The sequence below is a fragment of the Amycolatopsis sp. cmx-11-51 genome (genome assembly GCF_047608665.1).
In the GTDB taxonomy this organism is placed as follows: Bacteria; Actinomycetota; Actinomycetes; order Mycobacteriales; family Pseudonocardiaceae; genus Amycolatopsis.
This window is the reverse complement of record NZ_JADNQO010000003.1, coordinates 28,476-51,760: the sequence shown is the minus strand read 5'-3', so window position 1 is coordinate 51,760 and position 23,285 is coordinate 28,476. Positions and strand designations below refer to the sequence as shown.

Here is a 23,285-nt window from a genome sequence, read left to right as displayed (position 1 = left end):
GCAAAAAGCCATACAGGCTCCCAAATGCTGGGAAGTGTGCATGACGCGTGCCGCAAGTCCGTGAAGGACTCCTCGAGGGACTCTGGGTCCCTCAAGGAGTCCTTCACGGCGCGTGAAGCGGGCTAGGACTTCACCGGCGAAGCGGCCGAAGTGAACGACCGGTGCGCCGCGTCGAGCAGGTACACGTTTGCCTTCCCGACGTCGAAGTACATGCCGGTGAGCCCGAGTTCACCCCGTGCCAGCGCGGCCTCGACGACCGGGTACGAGCGCAGGTTTTCCAGTTGCTGTACCACGTTGTGCAGGGCGAGCCGATCGGCCTCGTGGTCGGGACGGGCGCCGTCGAGCAGAATCGGGCCTTCGGTTTCCCTGCGCCGCAACGTCTCCTCGCCGTGGCGTAGCCAGCCGCCGAGTCGCGCGAGCCCGGTGGGCGCGTCCCCGAGCAGCGCCTTCATCGCTCCGCAGCCGGAATGCCCGCACACCACCACTTCTCGCACGCGCAACAGGCCGACGGCGTACTCGATCGCCGCCCCCACGGAGAAATCCGCTTCGACGCCGGCGTGCGGGACGAGGTTTCCGATGTTCCGCACCGTGAAAAGGTCCCCCGGCCCGCTGGTGGTGATCAGGTTCGGCACGATCCGCGCGTCGCCGCAGGTGACGAACAGCGTATGCGGCCGTTGGCCGTTCGCCAGCCCGTCCCAGGTCCGCCGCAGCAGCGGCGCGGTCCGTCGTTGGAACTCCGAAGCACCTCGGCACAACGGAACACTGCCGACGCGCTGGCTCGGCAGTTCGAGATGCTCAGCCTGCCATTCCGACCACGGCGCGAGCCAGCGCGGCACCACCTTGGACGCGACACCGCGCCGCACGGTCGGCACGCCCGCCTTGCCGCGTCCGAACCACGGATGCCCGATCTCGTCGACGACCACCACACCACCGGCCCGCTCATAGGCGCGCTGCCAGCCGCGCAGGCAGTCGACAGCGGCGTGATCGAGGTAGTCGACGAAGAGTTCCAGCGTCACTTCCGAACGCTCGGGGACTTTGGCCAGGACGGTCGTGAGCCTTGGCACGGAAAGGAAAGTGAGCGCGCCTTCGATGACGACACGGGTCCGCGCGCCGTCCGGTTCGATGCGGATACCGGAGAACAGCATCCGGCGCAGCATGAGCACGAGCGCCACCGCGATCCCCGCGGCGACCCCGGTGAGCAGGTTGACGACGACCGCGCCCACCAGGGTCGCGAGGTAGACCGGCAGGTCACCGTGGCGGCGGACCTCACGGAGGCTGGTGACGTTGACCAGTTTGGCGCCGACGTAGACGAGGAGCCCGGCCAGGGCGGCGAGCGGGATCAGCCGCAGCGTGCCCGCCAGGAACAGGCAGCAGCCGAGAATCCAGGCGCTGTGCAGGATCGCCGACATCCGGGTGCGGGCGCCCGCTTCGAAGTTGGTCATGGTGCGCACGACGACGCCGGTGACCGGGAAGCCGCCGAGCGACCCGGCGGCGACGTTCGCCAGGCCCTGGCCGATCAGTTCGCGGTTGAGGTTGGTACGGGGCCCGTCACTCAGCTTGCCGACGGCGAGGGCGGAAAGCAGGCTTTCCAGGCTGGCGATGAGCGCGATGGTGAGTACGGCCGCGGTGATCGCGGCCAAGGACCCGGACGGCGCCTCGGGGACGAAACCCAGCCCTGGCAGGCCGTTCGGGAGGTCGACGCGCGGCAGGTCCATCCCCGCCGCGACGGAAAGCGCGGTGGCCAGCACGACGGCGGCCAGCGGACCGGGGACGCGGCGCACCGAACGCGGCATCCGGGTCCACGCCAGCAGGACGCCGACGGTGACCACACCGATCAGCGCGGCCTGGTCGTGGTGGCCGACGATCTGGCCGGGCAGCGCGAGGACGTTCGCGATCGCGGAACCCCGCGCCGCACCGCCGAGCACGACGTGCAACTGGCCGAGGACGATGATCAGGCCGATCCCGGCGAGCAGGCCGTGCACGATCGCCGGCGAGATCGCCAGCGCGGCCCTGGCGAGGCGGCTGACGCCGAAGAGGATCTGGACCACTCCCGCCGCGGCGGTGATGGCGCAGGTGGCGGCCCAGCCGAAGGTGGCGATGGTCTCCGCGAGGACGACGGTCAACGCGGCGGACGGGCCACTGACCTGGAGGGCGGATCCGCCGAAGAGGCTCGCGACGAGTCCGCCGACGACGGCGGAGACGAGTCCGGCGAGCAAGGGAGCCCCGGCGGCGTGCGCGACGCCGAGGGAGAGAGGGACGGCCACGAGGAAGACGACGACCGAAGCCGGGATGTCGTGGCGGAGATTCTTCAGGAGGGTCAAGGTGGAATTGCGGCGGCCCGGAGGCCCGGTGTCGTGCTCGTCACCAACGATGTCGATCATGGGGGCAGGAAACCGGATCGGCGCGCAAAAGTCCGCTACGCAAAGGTTTCTCAGGTTTGCTTGTGCGCCGGGGAACTAGGGCATACCGCACTTTCGCGACAAACTCGCCGTTAAACGTCCCGTTTGGACTCGCCCGTTCGCCTGACCATGATCAACCCGCGACCACGCTCTGTACCCAGCGTGGCCTTCCAGGTTTCCTGTGGCTACGGTCACACTCTTTGCGGTGAACCTGGCCGTTTTTACGCTTTTCGCGCGGCCGCGACCATTGCGGAAGTGATCGCGGCCAGGTCGTCCGCGCCGGAAATGTAGGGCGGCATCGTGTAGATCAGGTTCCGGAACGGCCGCAGCCAGACCCCGTTCGCCGTGAGGACCTCGGTCGCCACCGCCATGTCGACCGGATGGTCCAGTTCCACCACGCCGATGGCGCCGAGCACCCGGACATCGGCGACCGAGGACAGCTCGCGAGCGGGTTCGAGCCCGGCTTTCAGCGCGGCCTCGATCCGCGGGACATCGGACTTCCAGCCGCCTTCGGCGAGGATCCCCAGGGAAGCGTTGGCCACCGCCGAGGCCAGCGGGTTCGCCATGAACGTCGGACCGTGTGCCAGCACCGGCAGCTCCCCGCGCGAAATGCCGTTCGCGATCTCCGGCGTGCACAACGTCGCCGCCATCGTGAGGTAACCGCCGGTCAGCGCCTTGCCGAGGCACAGGACGTCCGGCGTCACGCCGGCGTGCTCGGCGGCGAACATGGTGCCGGTGCGGCCGAAGCCGGTGGCGATCTCGTCGAAGATGAGCAGGACGTCGTTGGCCTCGGTGATCTCGCGCAGCGCGCGCAGGTACGCGGGCGGGTGGAACCGCATGCCACCGGCGCCCTGCACGACCGGCTCGACGATGATCGCGGCCAGTTCTCCCGCGTGCCGCTCGATTTCGGCCGCGAGCAGGTCGAGGTAGGCCTGGTCCGGCTCGTCGCCGAAACCACCGGGAGGCTTGGGCAGGAACAGCTGGTCCGGCAGGATCCCGCGCCACAGCGAATGCATCCCGCCGTCAGGGTCGCAGACGCTCATCGGCGTGAACGTGTCGCCGTGGTAGCCGCCGCGCCAGGTCATCAGGCGCCGCTTTTCCTTACGCCCCACCGACTGCCAGTACTGCAGGCACATCTTGACGGCGACCTCGACCGACACCGACCCGGAGTCGCACAGGAAAACGTGCCGCAGCCCGTCCGGGGCGAGGTCCACCAGGGTTTTGGCCAGGATGATGGCCGGTTCGTGGGTGAGCCCGCCGAACATGACGTGGCTCATCCGGCCCGCCTGATCGGCCAGCGCCGCGTCCAGCACCGGGTTCCGGTAGCCGTGGATCGCCGCCCACCAGGACGACATGCCGTCGACCAGTTCACGGCCGTCGTCGAGGGTGAGCCGGACGCCGCTCGCCGCACGGACCAGCAGGGAATCGATCGGGCTCGGCATCGGCCCGTACGGGTGCCAGACGTGTTCCGCGTCGAGCGCGAGGAGTTCGGCGGCGTCCATGCCGCGACCCTACGACACGCCTTTCTCAGCGCAGCGGCACAGGGAGCGTTTCGCGGCCGTGGACCAGGGCGCTTTCCCGCCAGCGCAAGTTTTCCGGGTCAGCGTTCGGCCAGCGCGGCCACTACCCGCTCGGTCACGTCGGTCCAGTATGCCCGCTGTTCCTCGCGCTCGTCGGTGCCCGTGAGCCACTCCTGTTGAAAACGAAGCGTGCTCTTCTGTTCGGTGCCGCTCACCGTGATCTGCAGGGTCGAATCGTGGTCCCAGTCCTTCGGCCGCCAGGTCAGCCGGAGCTTGTCGCCCTCTGTACGGGCGCGGATCTCTCCGGTCGTCCCGTTCGCCGTCTCGTACGCCGTGCCCAGCGCGTGGCCGAGTTCGGTACCCGGCCCGAGCCAGATCTCCACACCTTCGCGTCCGACCAGGAAGTCCCACACCTGCGCGCCGCTGTACGGCACTGTTTGGGAAACGCCTACCTGCCAACCACTTCCGGCTGTTTTGGCCACTGCTTTCGTCACCGGCCCATCATCCCACCGGGTGTACCGTGCGACAGTCACCGGCCCGGGTGGAGGATCTCTTTCTGTGCGCTACCGTCCGATTTCTCCCGCTCTGCTGGTCTCCGAACTGACCGAACGCGTCACGGCGATCACGGGTCGCCGCCGGATCGCGGTCGCCATCGACGGCGCGGCCGGTGCGACCGACACCACGGCACTCGCCGACGCACTGGTCGATCCCCTGCGGGTCGCCGGTCACGCGGCGTTGCGGATCTCGGCGAACGACTTCCTACGCCCCGCCTCGCTGCGCTTCGAACGCGGCAAGGAGGACCCGGATTCGCGTTACAGCGACTGGCTCGACCTCGGCGCCCTGCGCCGCGAAGTGCTCGACCCGCTCGCCGAGGGCGGCAGCGGCCGGGTCCTCCCCTCGCTGTGGGACCCGGTCCGCGATCGCGCCACCCGCGCCGAACGCGTCGATCTGCCCGAGGGCGGCATCGTCCTGGTGGACGGCGAGTTCCTGTTCGGCGCGGGGCTCGTTTTCGACCTGAGCGTGCACCTGTGGCTCTCGCCCGCCGCGCTCAAGCGCCGGGTACCCGACGCATGGGCTCTGCCCGCCTACGAGCGCTACGAACAGGAAGTGGACCCGGCTGCGCTGTCCGACGTGGTGATCCGCGTCGACGACCCGAACCATCCGGCGCGCTACGAACCCTGACCTCGCTCAGCGCACGGCCGCGACCGGGTCGCCGTCGAGCAGGCCGGAAAGCCTGCTCGCCATGGTGTCCCACCGCCAGTTCTCGCCGACCCATTCACGGCCGGCGGCCCCCATGCGCCGCGCCCGTACCGGATCGGCAAGCAACGCGGCCAGCGTCTCTCTCAACTGTTGTTCGTCACGGCCGTCGACGACGTGCCCGGTGACCTCGTCCAGCACCGTTTCCGGCGCACCGCCGGAATTCCCGGCGACGACCGGCAGCCCGGTCGCCGAAGCCTCCAGGTACACGATGCCGAGGCCCTCGACGTCGAGCCCCTTTCCGCGCGTCCGCGCGGGCATGGCGAAGACGTCGCCCGCGTTGTAGTGGGCGGGCAACTCCTTCCACGGCACCGATCCGGTGATGACCACGTTGTCCTCGACACCCAGCGCGTCGACGAGCCCGTGCAGCGTTTTGCGGTACGGGCCGCCGCCGACGAGCAGCAGCGCCACGTCCGGGATCCGTTTGCGGAGTTCGGGCAGGATCTTGATCAGCATGTCCTGGCCCTTGCGCGGCACCAGCCGCGAAACGCAGACGATCGTCGGACGGTCGCCGAGACCGTGCCGGTCACGGATCTCCTCGCCCGCGGCGGCATCCGGACGGTAGAGCGCGGTGTCGACACCGCACGGGAGCATTTCCAAACCCGCCATCGGGCCGAAAGCGGCCGAAAAACGGGACCGCGTGTACTTGCTGACGTACGTGATCACGTCGACGGTGTCGCCGATCCGCCGCAACGCCTGCCGTGACCCCGGCAGCATCGACCAGCCGACCTCGTGGCCGTGCGTCGACGCCAGCACGCGGCGTGCGCCCGCCGACCGCAGCGGATGCCCCAGCAACGCGAGCGGCGCGGCGGCACCGAACCAGACGGCCTCGCAGTCACGGGCCCGCATGATCTCCTTGGCCCGCTTGAGAACGTCCGGTGTCGGCAGCATCAGAGACGTCGGATGGCGCACCACCTCGAACGGGGCGGCGGCGTCGAACTCGTCGTGCGAGCCGGTGCTCGATTCCCAAGACGGGGCGTAGACGACGAGGTCGTCCGCGGGGAGGCGGGTGGCCAGCGAGTTCAGGTAGTTCTGGATGCCGCCCGGCCGGGGCGGAAAGTCGTTGGTCACCAGCAGGGTCCTCAGCACCCCTGCAAGGCTACTTGGCCCTCCGCGCGCGAAAGGGGCGGCACCGCCAGCGCGGTACCGCCCCTTTTCGTTGTTCGTCAGGCCGTCGGGCGACGGGCCCCGACGTAGTTGTTCTGCAGCGGCGACACCTTGACGACGTCACCGGTGGTCGGCGCGTGCACCATCATGCCGTTGCCGACATACATGCCGACGTGCGAGACCGGTGAGTTGTAGAACACCAGGTCGCCCGGCTGGAGCTGCGAGCGCTCCACCGGGGCGCCGAAGGTGGACTGCTGACGGCTGGACCGCGGCAGGGTGAGTCCCGCCTGCTTGTACGCCCACAGCATCAGACCCGAGCAGTCGAACGACGACGGGCCGACGTCGCCCCAGCCATAGGGGCTGCCGAGCTTGCTCTTCGCGGCCGAGAGGGCCGACGCGGCGGCGGGCCCCGGGGCGGGCAGGTTGGGGAACGCGCCGCCCTTGTCCTTCTGGGCGGCCTTGTCCGCGGTGCTCAGGTTGCCGCTGGCCCGCTCGATCTCCTTGAGCTGGTCGTTCAGCGTCTTCTGGCGCGCCTCGATGTCCGTCGTCAGCTTGGCGGCGGTGTCACGAGCGGCGGTGGCCGTGCCCTGAGCGTCCGACGCCTGCTTCGCGGCGGCCGCGGCCTGGGCGACAGCGCCGCTCAGGTTGTTCAGGGCGGTGTTCTTGTTCGCGGCGAGGACCTCGAGCGCCGAGGAGCGCTCCAGGAAGTCCTGGGTCGACGCGCCCGACAGCAGCGACGACAGCTTGTTCAGCTGTACACCGCTGGTGAACGACGCACCGGCGAACTTGTTGACCTCGGCCTGGAACGTCTTCTCGTCACCGGCCGCCTTGACGCCGGTCTCCTTGGCGGCGGCCGCGTCCGAAGTGGCCTTGTCGAGTTCACCCTGCTTCGCGGCGAGATCGTCCTTCGCCTTGAGGAGGTCTTCGTTTGCCTTCTCGGCCTGTGCCGCGAGATCGCGGTACTTGGCGAGCGCGTCCGATCCGGACGGGGGCTGCTGGGGGGCGGGGGCTGGGGCGGCAGTGGCGGCAGGCTGGGCGACCGTTACGGCTGTGATCACCGCGGCCGCGGCCAAAGCTCCTGACACCACACGCTTGACTGGATGCGACTGCACGGTCGCGCGTGTCTCCTTTGCTGTCGGCCACCTACCGAAACCCGGGACGAAGAGGTCGGGGGCCCTCTTCCGCGGAGCCGCGTCGCCGGCCGTGAGGCCCGCGCGGCTCTCCGCGTCCCCGCCTTGCGCCTGACCGAGTGCTATCGCAACAGGTTTGGCGCACGGCTGGTTCTGGTGCAGCTCCCCGACAAAGCTGCTTCAGTGGCGATCCCGTGTCGTCATCTGGCGACGACTTCCGGCCACGAGATCTCGGACAGGTTACGAAACCTCAGGCACCGCGTCCACCATGGCGGGGGCAAAAACTCTCCGTGATGCGCCGAAACACCTTCGGACCAGCATGAGCGGAAAGTTGTGACGGGCGTTACATCCTGGGGCTGGTCGCGACTACCTACCGTTCACCCGATCGGATCGACCACTCGCCGAACGCCACGGTCGTGGCGTGTCTCAGGCCGACATCCGGCGCTCCTGACCAACGATTTCGACCATCCGGAGGTGGGGGACCAACCCGGCCTCCGCGAGCGCGTCGACCGCCTTCCGCTCGTCGGCGTCCCATTCGAGCGACGGCGGCGCGCCCAAAAGGACACTGACGACGCAGTCATGGCATGCGTCACCGCGGACCGCGCAGCGGTCACAATCGATGACGAACGTCTCTATGTCCGCTATATCGGCGATGGCCTTGTCGTCCATCTCAGGGCTCCTCACTTTCAGTGGTGAGGTGCACATTAAGAGCGACCACCGACAGTTTCGGGCCAGGCGGCCGAAGGGGACTCTCCCCGCGTCTCACGCGGTGAAGGGCGCTTTCCCCGCATGGCACGCGGGGAAAGTCCCCTTCGGCCACGCGCGAGCCGCTACACCCGGCTGAGCCTCGACACCAGAACCGCCGAAGGCACCGGGTGCGCGCCCTTCCGCCGCACCGAGTCCGCCACCGCCCGGTCCGTACTCGCGACCACCATCGGCCGCCCTGGCGGCTCGGCCGCAACCAGGGCCCGGATGACGTCGTCCGCGAGCACGCCGCGGTCGGAGAACAGCACCCGCACCCCGCGCGGCACCGCCGCGGGCACGGAGAGCACACCGGCGCCGTCGAACACCACGGTCACCTCGGCGCCGGTCCGCGCGGCCAGCGCGGAAAGCTGGTGGATCAGCCGGTCGCGCTGGTCGGAGAGCGCCAGCTCCGGATAACCGGTCTTCGTGACGTTGTAGCCGTCGACGATCACGTGCACGTTGGGCAGCGCGAGGTACCTGTCGAGCGCGGTGACGTCCTGGATCCTGCCGCCCGCCCCCAGGCCCGACGTCGCGCCGCGGACCATGTCCGCCGGACGCTGGCCCCGCGCACTCACCGAGAGCTCTCGGCGGAGCCCCCCGACGGCACCCTCGATCGTGTCCAGCAGCAGCCCGAGCCGGACCTCGTCGGCCTGACGCGCCTCGCGCGCGGACTGACGGGCGATCTCGGCGTCCGTGACGGCCTTCTCCGCTCGCGCCCGCTCGGTGGCGACCCGCTGCCGCTCACGGTCCAACTGGGCCTTCAGTGCCTTGAGCTCTTCGGCGCGCTCGGCGCCGCCACTCTCCATTCGAGCGTGGACATCGGCGACCGCGTCCTTGGCCTGTCGAAGCTGGACACCTTGCTCTCGCAGGCGCTTCAACAGCTTCTCGACCTCGGCGTCACGTTCGCCCCGCGCGCCAGCGGCGATCTCCTTGGCCTCGCGCAACTCTTCGCGAAGCTGGGCCAGTTCGGTCTCGAGCCGCTGGTTGCGCGCCAGTGCGGCGTCGCGTTCGGCACGCAACGCCGTTTCTTCGGCGTTCTTCGCCACCAGCCGGACCCGGCCCGCCGCGCCAGCCTCGCCCAGCAGTACCGCGGCGGCCGCGGCGGTGACGGAATCGGAGTCGTTCGGGTCGAGGGCGTCCTTGCGGTGCTCGCGCAGCCATTCGGTGACCGCGACCCGGAACTGCGACGACTCCCCCAGCGCGGCGATCAGCGCCGTCCCGCCGAGTTTCGCGCGTTTCGCCGGGGCGAACTTCGCGACCGGGCGCAGCTGCCTCGGCACGTCGGCGACCGGCAGCTTGCCGACGGCGGCGGCCGCCAGCTCGGCGATCCGCTCCCGCACGGTCTCCGGCAGAGCGGTCCAGCCCTCGGCAGGCACCTCTTCGGACGGCTCCGCCCCACCCGCCGACGCCACGACACCCGAGGGTCCGCCAGTGGCGTCCTCGGGCAGTTCGGGCACTGCGGGCTGCGGTTGCATCGCTCCAGCGTAGGCCCCACCGGCTCGGGGCGCGCTCGACGGGACACCGTGCGCGGATCGTGAGATTGTCGGTGCCCACCCCTACTGTGCCCGATCATGGACACCGGACGGCGGCCGGGGGCGGCACAACTCGCCTTCGACGAACTCGGAACACCCTTGCGGGACACCACTTTCGTCGTATTCGACCTGGAGACCACGGGGACGAAACCCGGCCCGGACGGGATCACCGAGATCGGCGCGGTCAAGGTCCGGGCGGGCGAAATCGTCGGCGAATTCGCCACGTTCGTCAACCCGGGGATGCCGATCCCGCCGCAGATCGTCGAGCTCACCGGCATCACCAGCGCGATGGTCTACGACGCTCCCCGCATCGAACGCGTGCTGCCCGCGTTCCTCGAGTTCATCTCCGGTGCCGTACTGGTGGCGCACAACGCCCCCTTCGACACCGGGTTCATGCGCGCGGCCTGCGAGGGGCACGGCTACCACTGGCCGAAGACGGCCGTCGTCTGCACGGTCCGGCTCGCCCGCCGGGTCATTTCCCGGGACGAGACGCCCAGCTACCGGCTTTCCGCGCTGGCCGCGTTGTTCGGGGCCAGGACGACGCCCAACCACCGCGCGCTCGCGGACGCGCGCGCCACCGTGGACGTCCTGCACGCGCTGCTCGAACGCGTCGGCAACGTCGGTGTCCACACGCTCGAAGAACTGCAGGACTACCTGCCCGAGGTCACCCCGGCCCAGCGGCGCAAACGTTCGCTCGCGGAACACCTGCCGTCGAGGCCCGGCGTGTACCTGTTCCGCGGCCCCAGCGACGAAGTCCTCTATGTCGGGACGTCGTCCGATCTGCGCCGCCGGGTCCGGCAGTACTTCACCGGTTCGGAGAGCCGGGGCCGGATCCGGGAGATGGTCGCGCTCGCCGAACGGGTCGACGCGGTCGAGTGCGCACACGCGCTGGAGGCCGCGGTCCGGGAGTTGCGGCTGATCGCCGCCCACCGTCCGATGTACAACCGCCGTTCCAAGAACCCACGGCACGCCTGGTGGGTCGCGCTGACCGAGGAGGCGTTCCCCCGCCTCTCGGTGGTCCGCATGCCGCGAGACGGGATGCTGGGGCCCTTTCGCAGCCAGACGGACGCCCGCTCCGCGGCGGACACCCTCGCCGGTGCCTCGGGGCTGCGAACGTGCACTCAGCGCATCTCGGCCGCCGCGCCGAGCGGCAAGCCCTGCGTCCTCGCCGAACTCGGCCGCTGCGGAGCGCCGTGCGCGGGACTGCAGACGGTCGAGGCGTACCGGCCCGGTGTGCTGGCGGTGTCCGGCCTCATCGCCGGGACGGACGGCAGGCCGCTGCGGGCCGCCGCCGATCAGCTCGCCCGGCTCGCCTCGGCGGAGCACTTCGAACAGGCGGCCCAGCATCGCGATCAGCTGGCCGGGCTGATCCGCGCGGTCGGCCGGGCGCACCGGCTGTCGGCGCTGGCGGGCATTCCCGAGCTGATCGCCGCCGGACCGGACGGGAAGGGCGGCTGGGAACTGGCGGTGATCCGGTACGGCAGGCTCGCGTCGGCGGGCGTCGCGCGGCGCGGGGTGCCGCCGATGCCGGTGGTCGAGCTGCTGGTGGCCTCGGCCGAGACGGTGCTCCCCGGTCCCGGCCCGCTCTTCGGCGCGATCTCGGAGGAGGTCCGCATCCTGCTGCGCTGGCTGACCCGGCCCGGGGTCCGGCTCGTGCGCACCACCCACCCGTGGGCGGAGGCGGCCGTCGCGGGCGGCTGGCAGGAGTGGCTCGACCTGGCGGCGAGTGCGACGGCACTGGAACGGGTCGCGAGCTAGGATCGCGGCACCGGATTCCCGCAAGTAGGAGGCGCTGTAGTGATCACCGCGATCGTGCTGATCCAGGTCGAAGCCGATGCGATCCCCGAGGCGGCACAGGCGATCGCGGACATCGAGGGCGTCCGCGAGGTCTACTCCTGCGCGGGCGACGTCGACCTGATCGCTTCGGTCCGGGTCGCGGCCCACGAAGACCTCGCGGATCTGATCCCGGCGAAGATCGGCAAGGCCCCCGGTGTGCTGAGCACGGTCACGCACATCGCGTTCCGCTCGTACTCGAAGGCCGACAGCGAGTCCGCGTTCGACATCGGCGTCGAGGGCGCCTGAGCGTCCCCAAGTACAGGAAGGCCCCCTTACTCGCGCCAGGCGCGAGTAAGGGGGCCTTCCTGTACTTCTGACGGGCTAGTGCCCGGAGGTGATCTCCTTGCGCTCCGCCGAGGGCTCGCCGCCGATGTCGTCGACCTTGCCGTTGCCGTGCCCGTTGGACCGGGCGCGCTCCAGCGCGGTCGTCTCCTCGACCGGGTCCGGCGACCAGGTCGAACCCGCGACGGCGTGTCCGGCCGAGCCGAGCTTGTTCATCTTCTTCGGCACCGACGCGCCCTGGTACTCGAGCGGCAGCGGGTGGCCGTGGCCGTCCACCGGGCCGAGCGGCTGGTGGATTTCGATGAACTCACCGTGCGGCAGGCGCTTGATGATGCCGGTCTCGACACCGTGCTCCAGCACCTCGCGGTCGGCCCGCTGGAGACCCAGGCAGATCCGGTAGGTGAGGTAGTACGCGATTGGCGGCAGCAGCAGCACACCGATCCGGCCCGCCCACGTCGTCGCGTTCAGCGAGATGTCGAAGGCGAACGCGATGATGTCGTTGAAGCCCGACAGCATGATGACCGCGAAGAACGTCAGGGCCATGATGCCCAGCGAAGTCCGGACCGGGACGTCGCGCGGACGCTGCAGCAGGTTGTGGTGCGCGGTGTCCTTGGACAGCTTTCGCTCGATCCACGGATACATCACCAGCAACCCGATCAGCAGTGGCATCCCGACCGCGCCGGGGAAGAACACCGCCGGGACCGTGTAGTTCCCGAGGTAGAGCTCCCAAGCCGGCCAGATCCGCAGCATGCCGTCGGCCCAGGCCATGTACCAGTCCGGCTGTGAACCCGCCGAGACCTGCGCCGCGTTGTACGGGCCGATGTTCCAGATCGGGTTGATCTGGAAGAGGCCCGACATCAGCGCGATGATGCCGGTGACCAGCGCGAAGAACGCACCGCCCTTGAGCGCGAAGACCGGCATGATGCGGACGCCGACAACGTTCGTCTCCTTGCGGCGCACGCCGGGGAACTGCGTGTGCTTCTGGTACCAGACCAGCGCGAGGTGCGCGCCCACCAGGGCGAGCATGATGCCCGGCAGCAGCAGGATGTGGATCGTGTACAGGCGCGGGATGATCTCGTTGCCGGGGAACTCCCCGCCGAACAGCGCCCAGTGGATCCAGGTGCCCATGACCGGCACCGAAAGCACGATGCCCGACAGGGTCGCGCGGATACCGGTGCCGGAGAGCAGGTCGTCCGGGAGCGAGTAGCCGAAGAAGCCCTCGAACATGCCCAGGACCAGCAGCAGCGCGCCGATGACCCAGTTCGCCTCACGCGGGCGACGGAACGCGCCGGTGAAGAAGATCCGGAACATGTGCACCATCATCGAGGCCACGAAGATCAGCGCGGCCCAGTGGTGCAGCTGGCGGACGAACAGACCGCCGCGGACGTCGAACGAGATGTCGAGCGTGGTCGCGAAGGCCCGCGACATCTCGACGCCCTGCAGGCCGGTGTAGCTGCCGTTGTAGACGACCTCCTCCATGGAGGGGTCGAAGAACAGCGTGAGGTACACACCCGACAGCAGCAGGATGATGAAGCTGTAGAGCGCGATCTCGCCAAGAAGGAACGACCAGTGGGTCGGGAACACCTTGTTGATCTGGTGCCGCATGCCCTTGGCAAGGTGATACCGGTCGTCGGCCCACTTGGCACCCGCACCCGCGGCCTTCTCGACCGGGTTCGTCCCCTTCGTCGGGGTGGTGAGTGAACTCATGACTTACGCTCCCAAAAGGCCGGTCCGACGGCCTCGTTGAAGTCTCCGCGCGCGATCAGGAAGCCCTCTTCGTCCACTGTAATCGGAAGCTGGGCCAACGGCCGCGTCGCCGGACCGAAAATCGGCTTGGCGTAGTGGAGCGCGTCGAACTGCGACTGGTGACAGGGGCAGAGGATGCGGTTGGTCCGCTGCTCGTACAGGGAGGTCGGGCAGCCGACGTGGCTGCAGATCTTCGTGTACGCGTAGTAGTCGCCGAAGTTGTAATCCTCCTGGTTCGCCCGCTTGACGACCTTGGCGGCGTCGGTGGGGCGAAGGCGGATCAGCATGACGGGGTTGTCGACCCGCTTGAAGGCGGCCGACAGCGCGTGCTCGTCCTCCCGCTCGGACTCGCGGAACGGGAACACCGTCTCCATGGCACCCGCGTCGAGGTCCTCGACCCTGACCAGGGAGACCTCGTGCGGGCGGCCGGTGTTGCGGCGCAGGTAGACGACCTCTTCAGGGAAGTTCTTCTTCCAGCCCGAGTGCCACAGCGAGTCGCGGCCCTCGGTGTCCTTCCACGGGTCCTTGATGAAGGACGCCACCGGCAGGGCGGCCACGGCGAGGCCGAGCACACCGGCGCCGGCGCCCGCGGACCGCTTGATCAGCGACCGGCGCGCGATGGTGCTGTCGCTGCCCGAGTGGGCCAGCTGGGCGAGGATGGTGGCCTTGTCGACCTCTTTCGACCCGCCGTCCCCACGCTCCTGCACCGCGACCTCGGCCGGGATGAACTTCTTGGTGTAGAGGACGGCGCCGATGCCGATGGCGAGCACGGCCAAGCCGAGCGTGACACCGAGCAGCGGCGTGTACAGCGTGTACATGGTGTAGCCGGTCTTGCCCGGCTCCTTGTACTCGAACCAGTGCGGCCACGCGAGGAGGACCACGAACGCGAGACCGGACAACGCGGCCAGCACGAACCAGAAGGCGACGGCACGCTCTGCGCGCTTCTCCGCCCGCGTCCCCTCGACCGGCCACGGCTTCGGGTACTCCACGATCTCGACCCCGTCGAGCGCGGTACCCAGCTTGACGAGCTGGTCGCGATCCATGTCCGCCAACTCCGCCTCTGTCGGCGGCTTCGGCCCTTCGGCGCTCATGCCTTCGATCCAATCCACAACGTCACGCCGATCAGCGCGGCGATCCCGACGATCCACGCGATCGCGCCCTCCGAGGCCGGGCCAAGTCCGCCGAGCGAGCTACCGCCGGGGGAGTTCTTCCCGTCACTCACGGACTTCACGAACGCGATGATGTCCTTCTTCTCCTCCGGCGACAGCTGCCGGTCGGAGAACTTGGGCATGTTCTGCGGCCCGGTGAGCATCGCGGTGTAGATCTGCTCCTCCGTGGCCGGGTCCAGGTTCGGGGCGAACTTGCCCGACGAGAGCGCGCCGCCACGGCCGGTGAAGCCGTGGCAGGAGGCGCAGTTGAGGCGGAAGAGCTCGCTGCCGCGCGCGACGTCCTCGCCGCGCAGCGCGTCACCCTTCTCGGTGGGACGCTGCACGCCACCGCCGTTGGCCTGGATGTAGGCGCCCAGCGCGTTGATCTCGGCCTCGGACAGCTTCGGCGGCTTCCGCTGCGCCTGGGCTTCCTGGCGCACCGCGGGCATGCGACCGGTCGAGGTCTGGAAGTACACGGCCGCGTCGCCGATGCCGATGAGGCTCGGGCCACGGTCGGTGACACCTTCGAGCTTCGGCCCGTGACATTCGATACACGTGTTGTTGTAGAGCTTCTCGCCCTCGCGCAGGAGGGCGGACTCGCCCTGCGCCCGCGCGGTCTGCGGCTCCGGTGCGAAAACGGCGTACAGCCCGCCCACGCTCAACAGCGCGATCCCGAGTGCCAGCGCGCCGGCGAACCGCCGGTGCAGCTTGGACCGCGCGCGAAATCGGCGGCGCTCCGTCTTGTCCTTACTGGAGGTCATCTTGCGGCAACCCTTGCTGTCAGTTCAGGCCGATAGGTCGTGGTGGGGGCTTCGATCACGGAAGGATGTAGATCACCGCGAACAGGCCCACCCACACGATGTCGACGAAGTGCCAGTAGTACGACACGACGATCGCCGAGGTGGCCTGGGCCGGGGTGAACTTGCTCAGCTTGGTGCGGATGAGCAGGTACACGAACGCGACGAGCCCGCCAATGACGTGCAGGCCGTGGAACCCGGTCGCGAGGTAGAAGACCGTTCCATACGCGCCGGACGGGATGGTCAGCCCCTCGTGGATCAGGTTGACGTACTCGTAGCCCTGACCGCCGACGAAGATCGCGCCCATGATCAACGTGATGATGTACCAGCGGCGCAGGCCGAACACATCGCCCTTTTCGGCGGCGAACACGCCGAACTGGCACGTGAACGACGACGCCACGAGGATCACGGTGAACGGGATCGCCAGCGCGATGTTCAGGTGGAAGGGCTCACCGTGCAGCGGCGGCGGCCACTGGCCGGACGCGTTCTGCGCCTTCACGGTGAAGAACATGGCGAACAGTCCGGCGAAGAACATCAGTTCGCTGGACAGCCACACGATGGTGCCGACACTGACCATGTTCGGCCGGTTCAGCGAGTGGACCCGCTGGCTGATGGTGGGAGCTGCCGTTGTCACGCATCGCATTATGTCCTCTCACGCATGGCGCCCGCCGGGTGGGTCCACGGCAAGTCGCGTGCGTGTCGGGTCACATCTGAACGAAAGAGGGAACAGGGCTACTCATGGGTTTACTAGATCGGCTTCGTGACCTGGTCAAGAAGCCGAACCTCCCAGGTCTGACGGTCGACACGCCCGGCGTGGAGGTCGTCGCGGAGGCCTTCGAACCGGCCGAGGCGGACTCTTCGGTGCTGGCGAGATCACCCGCTTGGGTCGCCGAAGCACCGGCGATCCTGCGCCACCACTTGAAACTTCCGCCTGAAAAGGTGGCGGAGGCGACCGTGATCCTCGCTCAGGACGGCTGGGAGCTGCGAGAACAGGGGCCGGACGGCGACCTCACACTGGCGCACGCACTGCGCGTCCAGACCCTCGACGCGCTGCACTGCGCGCAGGAACGGTCGCGGATGGCGGGGCTCGCGCAGCGGCTCGGCGGCGATTCACTGGGCTGGGACGCGCTTCAGCTTCCGAGGCGGTACACGTGATGTCGGTCATGGCGGATAACATCGCGGGGTCGACATGACTAGACGAGGCGGAGGCGCGCTCATGGGCGAGCAGGCGATGCGGATCCTGGTGTTCAGCCACAAGCCGGAGGTGCGCGAGGCGATCATCAACGCCGTCGGCCGCCGTCCCGCCGCCGACCTCGGCCGGGTGGACTACACCGAGGCGTCCGGCATCTCCGAGGTGCTCGTCGAGATGGACGCGGGCAACGTGGACCTGGCCATCCTCGACGGGGAGGCGCAGCCGACCGGCGGTATCGGGCTGACCCGCCAGCTCAAGAACGAGATCGAGAACTGTCCGCCGATCGTGGTGTCGGTGCGGCGCAAGGACGACCGCTGGCTCGCGACCTGGTCACAGGCCGACGCGGTGCTGGTCCACCCGCTCGACCCGCTGACCGCCGCCGAGACGGTCGCCGACGTGCTGCGCGCCCGGCGGGTGCCGGCCGTGCACGGCTGAGCCGATGAGCGCGGCCGCCAAGACCTGGCCGTCCCTGCTCAACCAGCTCATCGCGCGCGCGGACCTCTCCGAAGAGGACACCGCTTGGGCGATGGACCAGATCATGAGCGGGGCGGCGACGCCCTCACAGATCGCCGGATTCGCCGTCGCGCTGCGCGCGAAGGGCGAGACACCGGCGGAGATCTCCGGTATGGCCGACGCCATGCTGGCGCACGCCAAACGGGTGACGATCGACAGGCCGTCGGTGGACATCGTCGGCACCGGCGGCGACCGGTCCAATTCGGTCAACATCTCCACCATGGCCACGGTGGTCACGGCCGCGGCCGGCGCCCCGGTGGCCAAGCACGGCAACCGCAGCGCGTCGTCGAAGTCCGGTGCCGCGGACGTACTGGAGGAGCTGGGCGTCACCATCGACCTGCCGCCGGAGATGGTCCAGCGCAGCGTGAACGAACTGGGGATCGGCTTCTGCTTCGCGCCGAAGTTCCACCCCGCCCTGCGCCACGCCGGCCCGACGCGCGGTGAACTCGGCGTGCCGACGACGTTCAACCTGCTGGGCCCGCTGACCAACCCCGCGCAGCCGCGCAGTTCGCTGATCGGCTGCGCCTACGAGGACAAGACCCGCGTGCTGGCCGAGGTCTTCGCTCGTCGCGGGATGACCGTGCTCCTCGTCCGCGGTGACGACGGGCTCGACGAGATCACCACCACGACCACGAGTTCGGTGTGGGTGGTCTCCGGCGGCGAGATCACCGAGCAGACCTTCGACCCGTCGTCACTGGGCATCCCGCGAGTGACCGCGGAGGACCTGCGCGGCGGCGACGCGGCGTACAACGCCGCGGTGTTCCGCCAGGTGATGGCCGGGAAGACCGGTCCGGTGCGAGACGCGGTGCTGCTCAACTCGGCGGCCGCGCTGGCCGCGTTCACCGGCTTTTCCGGGTCGCTGGAAGACGACCTCGCCGCGGGCCTGGCGCGGGCGGCCTCGGCCGTCGACTCGGGTGCGGCGGCCGACCTGCTGAACCGGTGGATCGCCTTCGCTTAGCTTCGCGCGTGCTATGAAAGGACCGTTCCTTGCAAATTTTGCAAGGAACGGTCCTTTCATAGCGTTGGGGATTGGGGAGCGGAGCGACCGTCCCCGGGAGCGACCCGTGAGCCGGCCGTAGGCGCACCTGCTTCAGCGGAGGTTGCGAAAGTGGCTTTCGCAACACGCGCGCTGCAGTGAAAGTCCCGTTCATCACACCGGGAGCCCCTAGGAAGCGGTACTGAACCGCGCCCGGTAAGCCGAAGGCGTCAGTCCCGTAGCCCGCCGAAGCTGGATCCGCAGGTTCGCCGCGGTACCGAAACCCGAAGCCCGCGCCACCCGGTCCAGCCGCTGCTCCCCGCGCTCGATCAGCCGGCACGCGAGCGCGATTCGTTCCGTCGTGAGCCACGCCAGCGGCGTCGTCCCCAGTTCGGCCCGGAACCGCCGGTGCAGCGTCGCCTGGCTGGCCGCCGCCCGCGTGGCGAGGTCGGCGACGGTGAGCGGCCGGTCCAGCCGTTCGCGCGCCCATTCCAGCACCGGCGCCAGTGAGGTGTCCGGCACCGACGGCACCGGGCGCTCGACGAACTGCCGCTGGCCACCGTCGCGGTGCCCGGCGAAAACCAGCCGCCTGCTCACCGCGTTGGCGATCTCGGCGCCGTGGTCGCGGCTGATCAGGTGCAGCCCCAGATCGAGCGCGGCGGCGCTGCCCGCCGCGGTCAGGACGTCGCCGTCGTCGACGAACAGGACGTCCGGTTCCAGCCGCACTTCGGGGAACAAGGCCCGGAACCGTTCGGCCCATCTCCAGTGCGTCGTCGCGCGCCGTCCGTCCAGAACGCCCGCCTGCGCGAGAATGAACGCGCCGGTGCAGAAGCTCACCAGCCGGGCGCCCCGCGCGGCCGCGTCACGGATGGCCGTCAGTACGGGTTCCCTGGCTGGGTGCTCCGGATCGGGCCGATTGGGCACGATCACCGTATCGGCGGATTCCACGGCTTCGAGCCCGGCGACACCGGTGAGGGTGAACATCCCCAGGTGCATGCGCACGGACGGCTCGGCGGCGCACAGCGTGAAGCCGTACCAGGGCCGGTCCAGTTCCGGCCGCCGCAGGCCGAAGAGCTCGGTCGTGACGCCCAGTTCGAAGGGGTTGGACCCCTCGTCGACCAGAACGGCGACCTCGTGCGAGAAATCATGCGACATATGCGATTCCTAGCACTCACCCCTCGGAGGGTCCAGTGGCCAGGATCGGGTCATGAGCAAGCAGTCGATCGATCTCCAGACCGCCTTGGCCGGATTCGACGAGATCTGGAGCCCGCGGATCGTCGCCAACGTCAACGACTACGACGTCCGCCTCGCCAAGGTCGCGGGCGAGCACGTCTGGCACGTCCACGAGAACACCGACGAGTTCTTCCTCGTCCTCGACGGGAACCTCGACATCACGTTGCGCGAGGAGGCGGGAGAGCGGGTCGTGACGCTGCCTAGCGGCTCGGTGTTCGTCGTCCCGCGCGGCACCTATCACAAACCGTCCTCAGTGGATGGTGCGTCGCTACTGCTCTTCGAACCGACCGGAACCCTTTCGGTCGGCGACAGGCACGAAGAGGTGCCCGACCATGTCACCGTCACCGTCGGACAAAAAATCTCCTTCTAGCCAACGGAAAACGTCCTGCGATAGGCGCTCGGACTTGTTCCGCGGAGCTTGCCGAACTGGTGCCGCAGCGCAGCCGCGGAAGCGTACCCGCAGGCGACCGCGATGTCCTCAATGGACAGACGGCCTTCTTCGAGCAGCGACTGGGCGCGATCGAGCCGGCGTTCGGTGAGCCACCGGTGCGGGGTCGTGCCGGTGGCCGCCGAGAACCTGCGCAGGAACGTGCGCTCCCCCAAGCCGCTGCGGCGGGCGAGTTCCGCGACGGTGAACGGCTGATCCAGCCGCCGCTCGATCCATTCGAGCGCTTCGGCGAGCACGGTGTCGTCCGGCGCGGCGGTCTCGGGGACCGGCGCCTGCACGAATTGCGCTTGCCCGCCGACCCGGTGCGGCGCCGCGACCATCCGCCGAGCCAGCGCGGTGGCCGCGGCGACACCGCGTAGTTCGCGCACCAGATGCAGGCACAGGTCGACGGCGGCGACGGTCCCCGCACTGGTGAGGACGCCGCCGTCGTCGACGTACAACGCCTTCGGGTCGACCTTCGCCGTCGGGAAGCGCGACCGGAATTCCTGCTCGTAGACCCAATGCACAGTGCAGTTGCGCTCGTCGAGAAGCCCCGCGTAGCCGAGTGAGAAGACGCCCGCGCAGAAACCCGCGACCCAGGCGCCCCGGCTCGCCGCGACACGCAAGACTTCGAGGACCGGCTCCGGCGGGCTCGCGCTCCGCGGTGCGCAGGTCGGGACGATCAGCAGGTCGGCGGACGCCGCGAAGTCCAGGCTCTCCAGCCCGTCGAGTCCGAATCCGGACCAGCTCAGGACGTTCTCCCCGCCTGGGGAGCAGACCGCGAAGTCCCAGCCCTCGATGCCGTCGGCGCTGCGATCGGTGCCGAAGACCTCGCACGCGACGCCGAGTTCGAACGGCGAGACCTGGTCGGCGAGCACCACCGCGACCTTCTTCACATCCATCCGAGCAGTGTGTCATAAGTTTTGCGGTCAATGTCATCTCTGACACTGGTCGGACCTTCGCGCGAGAGCGAAAGTGGTCGCCATGACCAAGAACAACCCCCTGCTGCAGTGGACGGCCGCGATGGCACTGTCCGGCACGATCGGCGCCGTCGTCCTCGAAAGCGGTGCCGACGCACCAGCCGTGGCGTTCGCGAGGAGCCTCGTCGGCGGCCTGCTGCTCCTGGTGTGGAGTGCGGCTCGCGGCTGGCTACGCCCGTGGACGCTGACCCGCCGTGACCTGCTGCTCGCCATCCTCGGCGGACTGTTCCTGGTCGGGAACTGGGTCCTGCTCTTCGCTTCTTACGCGCTGTCGTCGATCTCGGTCAGCACCGTCGTCTACCACACGCAGCCGCTGATGCTGGTCGGTCTCGCCGCGGCGTTCCTCGGCGAGAAGATGGTGAAGAGCCAGCTGGTCCGGGCGCTGATCGCGTTCGGCGGGGTGACGCTCATCTCGCTGTCCGCGCACGGTGCCGACGGCGAACCCGTGCGACTGGCGGGAATCGCGCTCGCCCTCGGCGCGGCCGCGCTCTACGCCGGCGCCTCGTTCGTCGCGAAGCAGCTCAAACACCTGCGCCCGCACGTCCTGGCGGCGATCCAGCTGGTGACCGGCACGATCGTGCTCGCACCCGCGCTGCTCGTCACGCCGCTGCCCACGGACACCTCGGGGCTGCTGTGGCTGGTTCTGCTGGGGACCGTGCACACCGCGCTGATGTACGTCCTGATGTACGCGAGCATCGGCAAGCTACCGACCGCGACGGTGGCGCTGCTGTCCTACGTCTATCCGGTGGTCGCGGTAGTGGTGGACATCCTCGCCTACGGGCACCGGCCGACGTGGCTCGAGAGTGTGGGAATGCTGGCCGTCCTGGCGGCGGCGCTGGCGCCGAAGCGAGCGGCCAAGCGGGCATCGGAGTTCGAAGTGAGGGAGGCTGCGGTGACTGGTCGGCACAGTGCCTCGTGAGTCCCGACCCACGCAAAAGCGGCGCCCCACTCCTTTTCCTGGAGCAAGGCGCCGTCTTCACTGCTTTCAAGCGTCACTCGTGGTTCGGACCGGTGTGGTACTCGAACACCAGCCCGCCGATGGCGACGATCACCAAGCCCAGCGCGATGATCAGCAGCCAGATGTGGAAGAACGCGAGCGCGACACCGGTCAGCGCGGCAGCCGCCGCGAGACCGATCGGCCAGTAGCTGCCGGGGCTGAAGAAGCCCAGCTCACCGGCGCCGTCGCTGATCTCGGCGTCTTCCCGGTCCTCCGGCCGCGGCTCGATGCGCCGCGCCACGAACTGCAGGTAGCTCCCGGCCAGGAAGGCCAGGCCACCGGTGAGGATCAGGGCCACCACACCGACCGGCTCGACGCCGTCCCGGGTCATCGTTCCGGTCATGTACGCGTAAACACCCGCCACGACGACGGAGAAGACCGCGACGAGGAAGAAAATCCGTCCTTCGACCTTCATGGACGTTGCCTCACTCCTGTTTCGGGCTCGAACAGCCGGGTCAGTTGGACGCGACCCGCGCGGTGCGGTCGGTGTTGAACGGGGTGGTGGTGACGGCGTAGGGCGCGCACAGGTCGCCGCAGTTCATCGCCGTCAGTGCCTCGGAGGCCGTGTTCGGCTTGCCGCTCTTCGGGTTCACCGCGCCGCGGAGTTGGATGTACTGCGCGTACTTGTCCGGCGACAGGGCCCTGACCTCGAAGTTCATCCCCGAGTGGTAGGTGCCGCACAGTTCGGCGCAGCGGCCGACGAACGAACCTTCCCGGTCGATCGAGTTCTGAAAGGTGAAGTCCTGGTTGTTCTTCTCCGGGTCCGGCATGACGTCCCGCTTGAAGTGGAACTCCGGCACCCAGAACGAGTGGATGACGTCCGCCGACCGCAAGTTGTACTGGATCGTCTTGTTCGTCGGGAGAACGAGCAGCGGGATCTCGGTCGAGCTGCCGACCGTGGTGATCTCGGGGTCGTCGTGGTTCTTGGAGTCGCTCTTGTACTTGAACTCCCAGTTCCACTGGAACGCGACGATGTCGACCGTGACGTCCGGTTTGTCCGTCTCGGCGAGCACGCGGTTCTCGGTGGTCGCGGTGAAGAAGAACAGCACGCAGACCATGATCGTCGGGACGATGACCGTGAAGAGCTCCAGCGGGATGTTGTACTGGAACTGGCGGGGCAGTTCCTCCTCCGCGCCGTCGGCGGTCTTCTTCTTGCGGTGGAAGATCGCGGTCCAGAAGATCAGCGCCCAGACGATGACACCGACGACCAGCGCGGCGACGACCGTCCACGTCCACAGGGTGCGCATGTCGTGCGCCTGCGGGGTCACCCCGACCGGCCAGCCGAAGCGAAGGATCTCGTCCCCGGAACAGCCCGTCGCGGTCAGCATCACCAGCGCGGCGAGCGCTGCGACGCGACCAGACCGCTTAACCGGGATGCGCTCTGGATTTCCCACTGCGCCTTGCCCTTTCACCCAGAGCCTCCTCGACCGATCTTTGTGACATGGCGGAGCCTAGCCGAGTTACGGGGC

At 68.9% G+C, this 23,285-nt stretch carries 23 protein-coding genes; 8 read left to right on the top strand and 15 right to left on the bottom strand.

The features are described from left to right. Positions 1 to 122: 122 nt before the first annotated feature. The 3 genes from ACM6LU_RS13600 to ACM6LU_RS13590 all read right to left on the bottom strand — a co-directional run bounded on the left by ACM6LU_RS13600 (position 123) and on the right by ACM6LU_RS13590 (position 4,353). A complete protein-coding gene (locus ACM6LU_RS13600; protein WP_414938028.1) occupies positions 123 to 2,381 on the bottom strand; it encodes a bifunctional SulP family inorganic anion transporter/carbonic anhydrase in 2,259 nt (752 codons plus the stop codon). A gap of 239 nt (positions 2,382 to 2,620) precedes the next feature. After that, positions 2,621 to 3,901 carry an adenosylmethionine--8-amino-7-oxononanoate transaminase gene (locus tag ACM6LU_RS13595; RefSeq protein ID WP_414938027.1) on the bottom strand — a complete coding sequence of 427 codons (1,281 nt, stop codon included), beginning with the start codon at positions 3,899 to 3,901 and terminating at the stop codon, positions 2,621 to 2,623. A 98-nt stretch (positions 3,902 to 3,999) separates the two neighbouring features. Then, positions 4,000 to 4,353, bottom strand: coding sequence for an SRPBCC domain-containing protein (locus tag ACM6LU_RS13590; protein ID WP_414938559.1), 354 nt, complete (start codon positions 4,351 to 4,353; stop codon positions 4,000 to 4,002). 124 nt (positions 4,354 to 4,477) lie between these two features. On the opposite strand from ACM6LU_RS13590, the gene ACM6LU_RS13585 reads away from it, so the two are divergent. Further along, complete coding sequence (locus ACM6LU_RS13585) at positions 4,478 to 5,101, top strand: uridine kinase (protein WP_414938026.1); 624 nt, start codon at positions 4,478 to 4,480, stop codon at positions 5,099 to 5,101. Between the two features lie 6 nt (positions 5,102 to 5,107). On the opposite strand, the gene ACM6LU_RS13580 is transcribed toward ACM6LU_RS13585, so the two are convergent. The 4 genes from ACM6LU_RS13580 to ACM6LU_RS13565 form a co-directional block, all read right to left on the bottom strand. Beyond that, a complete protein-coding gene (locus ACM6LU_RS13580; protein ID WP_414938025.1) occupies positions 5,108 to 6,265 on the bottom strand; it encodes a glycosyltransferase family 4 protein in 1,158 nt (385 codons plus the stop codon). A 77-nt stretch (positions 6,266 to 6,342) separates the two neighbouring features. Beyond that, positions 6,343 to 7,395, bottom strand: a complete 1,053-nt coding sequence (locus ACM6LU_RS13575; RefSeq protein ID WP_414938024.1) for a C40 family peptidase — start codon at positions 7,393 to 7,395, stop codon at positions 6,343 to 6,345. Positions 7,396 to 7,839: 444 nt separating this feature from the next. Next, a complete protein-coding gene (locus tag ACM6LU_RS13570) occupies positions 7,840 to 8,082 on the bottom strand; it encodes a hypothetical protein (protein ID WP_414938023.1) in 243 nt (80 codons plus the stop codon). 161 nt (positions 8,083 to 8,243) lie between these two features. After that, complete coding sequence (locus tag ACM6LU_RS13565; RefSeq protein ID WP_414938022.1) at positions 8,244 to 9,632, bottom strand: NYN domain-containing protein; 1,389 nt, start codon at positions 9,630 to 9,632, stop codon at positions 8,244 to 8,246. A 96-nt stretch (positions 9,633 to 9,728) separates the two neighbouring features. On the opposite strand from ACM6LU_RS13565, the gene ACM6LU_RS13560 reads away from it, so the two are divergent. Then, on the top strand, positions 9,729 to 11,447 hold the full coding sequence (locus ACM6LU_RS13560; RefSeq protein ID WP_414938021.1) for a DEDD exonuclease domain-containing protein: 1,719 nt from the start codon (positions 9,729 to 9,731) through the stop codon (positions 11,445 to 11,447). A 39-nt stretch (positions 11,448 to 11,486) separates the two neighbouring features. Further along, entirely contained in the window at positions 11,487 to 11,771 is a 285-nt protein-coding gene (locus ACM6LU_RS13555; protein ID WP_414938020.1) for an Lrp/AsnC family transcriptional regulator, read from the top strand. Positions 11,772 to 11,846: 75 nt separating this feature from the next. Here ACM6LU_RS13555 and ACM6LU_RS13550 read toward each other — a convergent pair whose 3' ends face one another. Genes ACM6LU_RS13550 through ACM6LU_RS13535 form a run of 4 tightly spaced genes read right to left on the bottom strand, consistent with a single transcriptional unit; the run spans position 11,847 to position 16,141 of the window. Further along, on the bottom strand, positions 11,847 to 13,514 hold the full coding sequence (locus ACM6LU_RS13550; protein WP_414938019.1) for a cytochrome b: 1,668 nt from the start codon (positions 13,512 to 13,514) through the stop codon (positions 11,847 to 11,849). Beyond that, positions 13,511 to 14,644: a ubiquinol-cytochrome c reductase iron-sulfur subunit gene (locus tag ACM6LU_RS13545; RefSeq protein WP_414938018.1), complete on the bottom strand. Its 1,134-nt coding sequence runs from the start codon at positions 14,642 to 14,644 to the stop codon at positions 13,511 to 13,513. Before ACM6LU_RS13545 ends, ACM6LU_RS13550 begins: the two co-directional genes overlap by 4 nt. Beyond that, positions 14,641 to 15,462, bottom strand: a complete 822-nt coding sequence (locus tag ACM6LU_RS13540) for a c-type cytochrome (RefSeq protein ID WP_414938017.1) — start codon at positions 15,460 to 15,462, stop codon at positions 14,641 to 14,643. The genes ACM6LU_RS13545 and ACM6LU_RS13540 overlap by 4 nt, the downstream gene beginning before the upstream one ends. 55 nt (positions 15,463 to 15,517) lie before the next feature. Then, the gene (locus ACM6LU_RS13535; protein WP_414938016.1) at positions 15,518 to 16,141 is read right to left on the bottom strand and encodes a cytochrome c oxidase subunit 3; all 624 of its coding nucleotides are present in this window, start codon (positions 16,139 to 16,141) and stop codon (positions 15,518 to 15,520) included. Between the two features lie 95 nt (positions 16,142 to 16,236). Between ACM6LU_RS13535 and ACM6LU_RS13530 the strand changes: the two genes are divergently transcribed. The 3 genes from ACM6LU_RS13530 to trpD all read left to right on the top strand — a co-directional run bounded on the left by ACM6LU_RS13530 (position 16,237) and on the right by trpD (position 18,161). Beyond that, complete coding sequence (locus ACM6LU_RS13530) at positions 16,237 to 16,653, top strand: hypothetical protein (RefSeq protein WP_414938015.1); 417 nt, start codon at positions 16,237 to 16,239, stop codon at positions 16,651 to 16,653. A gap of 61 nt (positions 16,654 to 16,714) precedes the next feature. Next, a complete protein-coding gene (locus ACM6LU_RS13525) occupies positions 16,715 to 17,125 on the top strand; it encodes a hypothetical protein (protein WP_414938558.1) in 411 nt (136 codons plus the stop codon). A 4-nt stretch (positions 17,126 to 17,129) separates the two neighbouring features. After that, on the top strand, positions 17,130 to 18,161 hold the full coding sequence (trpD, locus tag ACM6LU_RS13520) for an anthranilate phosphoribosyltransferase (RefSeq protein ID WP_414938014.1): 1,032 nt from the start codon (positions 17,130 to 17,132) through the stop codon (positions 18,159 to 18,161). 207 nt (positions 18,162 to 18,368) lie between these two features. On the opposite strand, the gene ACM6LU_RS13515 is transcribed toward trpD, so the two are convergent. Next, a complete protein-coding gene (locus ACM6LU_RS13515) occupies positions 18,369 to 19,334 on the bottom strand; it encodes a helix-turn-helix domain-containing protein (protein WP_414938013.1) in 966 nt (321 codons plus the stop codon). A gap of 52 nt (positions 19,335 to 19,386) precedes the next feature. Here ACM6LU_RS13515 and ACM6LU_RS13510 point away from each other — a divergent pair, with 52 nt between their 5' ends. Further along, a complete protein-coding gene (locus ACM6LU_RS13510; protein ID WP_414938012.1) occupies positions 19,387 to 19,782 on the top strand; it encodes a cupin domain-containing protein in 396 nt (131 codons plus the stop codon). On the opposite strand, the gene ACM6LU_RS13505 is transcribed toward ACM6LU_RS13510, so the two are convergent. Then, complete coding sequence (locus ACM6LU_RS13505) at positions 19,779 to 20,741, bottom strand: GlxA family transcriptional regulator (protein ID WP_414938011.1); 963 nt, start codon at positions 20,739 to 20,741, stop codon at positions 19,779 to 19,781. The genes ACM6LU_RS13510 and ACM6LU_RS13505 overlap by 4 nt on opposite strands. An 82-nt stretch (positions 20,742 to 20,823) precedes the next feature. On the opposite strand from ACM6LU_RS13505, the gene ACM6LU_RS13500 reads away from it, so the two are divergent. Next, on the top strand, positions 20,824 to 21,738 hold the full coding sequence (locus ACM6LU_RS13500) for a DMT family transporter (protein ID WP_414938010.1): 915 nt from the start codon (positions 20,824 to 20,826) through the stop codon (positions 21,736 to 21,738). Positions 21,739 to 21,811: 73 nt separating this feature from the next. On the opposite strand, the gene ACM6LU_RS13495 is transcribed toward ACM6LU_RS13500, so the two are convergent. Both ACM6LU_RS13495 and ACM6LU_RS13490 read right to left on the bottom strand, forming a co-directional pair. Next, positions 21,812 to 22,231, bottom strand: a complete 420-nt coding sequence (locus ACM6LU_RS13495; RefSeq protein WP_414938009.1) for a cytochrome c oxidase subunit 4 — start codon at positions 22,229 to 22,231, stop codon at positions 21,812 to 21,814. A 40-nt stretch (positions 22,232 to 22,271) separates the two neighbouring features. Beyond that, a complete protein-coding gene (locus ACM6LU_RS13490) occupies positions 22,272 to 23,210 on the bottom strand; it encodes a cytochrome c oxidase subunit II (RefSeq protein ID WP_414938008.1) in 939 nt (312 codons plus the stop codon). Positions 23,211 to 23,285: the final 75 nt, after the last annotated feature.

What these genes read in the sequence shown, in the direction of transcription:
- ACM6LU_RS13550 (WP_414938019.1), bottom strand. Translation starts at nt 13,514, where the DNA reads ATGAGTTCACTCACCACCCCGACGAAGGGGACGAACCCGGTCGAGAAG.
- ACM6LU_RS13540 (WP_414938017.1), bottom strand. Translation starts at nt 15,462, where the DNA reads ATGACCTCCAGTAAGGACAAGACGGAGCGCCGCCGATTTCGCGCGCGG.
- ACM6LU_RS13595 (WP_414938027.1), bottom strand. Translation starts at nt 3,901, where the DNA reads ATGGACGCCGCCGAACTCCTCGCGCTCGACGCGGAACACGTCTGGCAC.
- ACM6LU_RS13510 (WP_414938012.1), top strand. Translation starts at nt 19,387, where the DNA reads ATGAGCAAGCAGTCGATCGATCTCCAGACCGCCTTGGCCGGATTCGAC.
- ACM6LU_RS13535 (WP_414938016.1), bottom strand. Translation starts at nt 16,141, where the DNA reads ATGCGATGCGTGACAACGGCAGCTCCCACCATCAGCCAGCGGGTCCAC.
- ACM6LU_RS13525 (WP_414938558.1), top strand. Translation starts at nt 16,715, where the DNA reads ATGGGCGAGCAGGCGATGCGGATCCTGGTGTTCAGCCACAAGCCGGAG.
- ACM6LU_RS13530 (WP_414938015.1), top strand. Translation starts at nt 16,237, where the DNA reads ATGGGTTTACTAGATCGGCTTCGTGACCTGGTCAAGAAGCCGAACCTC.
- ACM6LU_RS13495 (WP_414938009.1), bottom strand. Translation starts at nt 22,231, where the DNA reads ATGAAGGTCGAAGGACGGATTTTCTTCCTCGTCGCGGTCTTCTCCGTC.
- ACM6LU_RS13565 (WP_414938022.1), bottom strand. Translation starts at nt 9,632, where the DNA reads ATGCAACCGCAGCCCGCAGTGCCCGAACTGCCCGAGGACGCCACTGGC.
- trpD (WP_414938014.1), top strand. Translation starts at nt 17,130, where the DNA reads ATGAGCGCGGCCGCCAAGACCTGGCCGTCCCTGCTCAACCAGCTCATC.
- ACM6LU_RS13500 (WP_414938010.1), top strand. Translation starts at nt 20,824, where the DNA reads ATGACCAAGAACAACCCCCTGCTGCAGTGGACGGCCGCGATGGCACTG.
- ACM6LU_RS13600 (WP_414938028.1), bottom strand. Translation starts at nt 2,381, where the DNA reads ATGATCGACATCGTTGGTGACGAGCACGACACCGGGCCTCCGGGCCGC.
- ACM6LU_RS13560 (WP_414938021.1), top strand. Translation starts at nt 9,729, where the DNA reads ATGGACACCGGACGGCGGCCGGGGGCGGCACAACTCGCCTTCGACGAA.
- ACM6LU_RS13570 (WP_414938023.1), bottom strand. Translation starts at nt 8,082, where the DNA reads ATGGACGACAAGGCCATCGCCGATATAGCGGACATAGAGACGTTCGTC.
- ACM6LU_RS13505 (WP_414938011.1), bottom strand. Translation starts at nt 20,741, where the DNA reads ATGGATGTGAAGAAGGTCGCGGTGGTGCTCGCCGACCAGGTCTCGCCG.
- ACM6LU_RS13515 (WP_414938013.1), bottom strand. Translation starts at nt 19,334, where the DNA reads ATGTCGCATGATTTCTCGCACGAGGTCGCCGTTCTGGTCGACGAGGGG.
- ACM6LU_RS13545 (WP_414938018.1), bottom strand. Translation starts at nt 14,644, where the DNA reads ATGAGCGCCGAAGGGCCGAAGCCGCCGACAGAGGCGGAGTTGGCGGAC.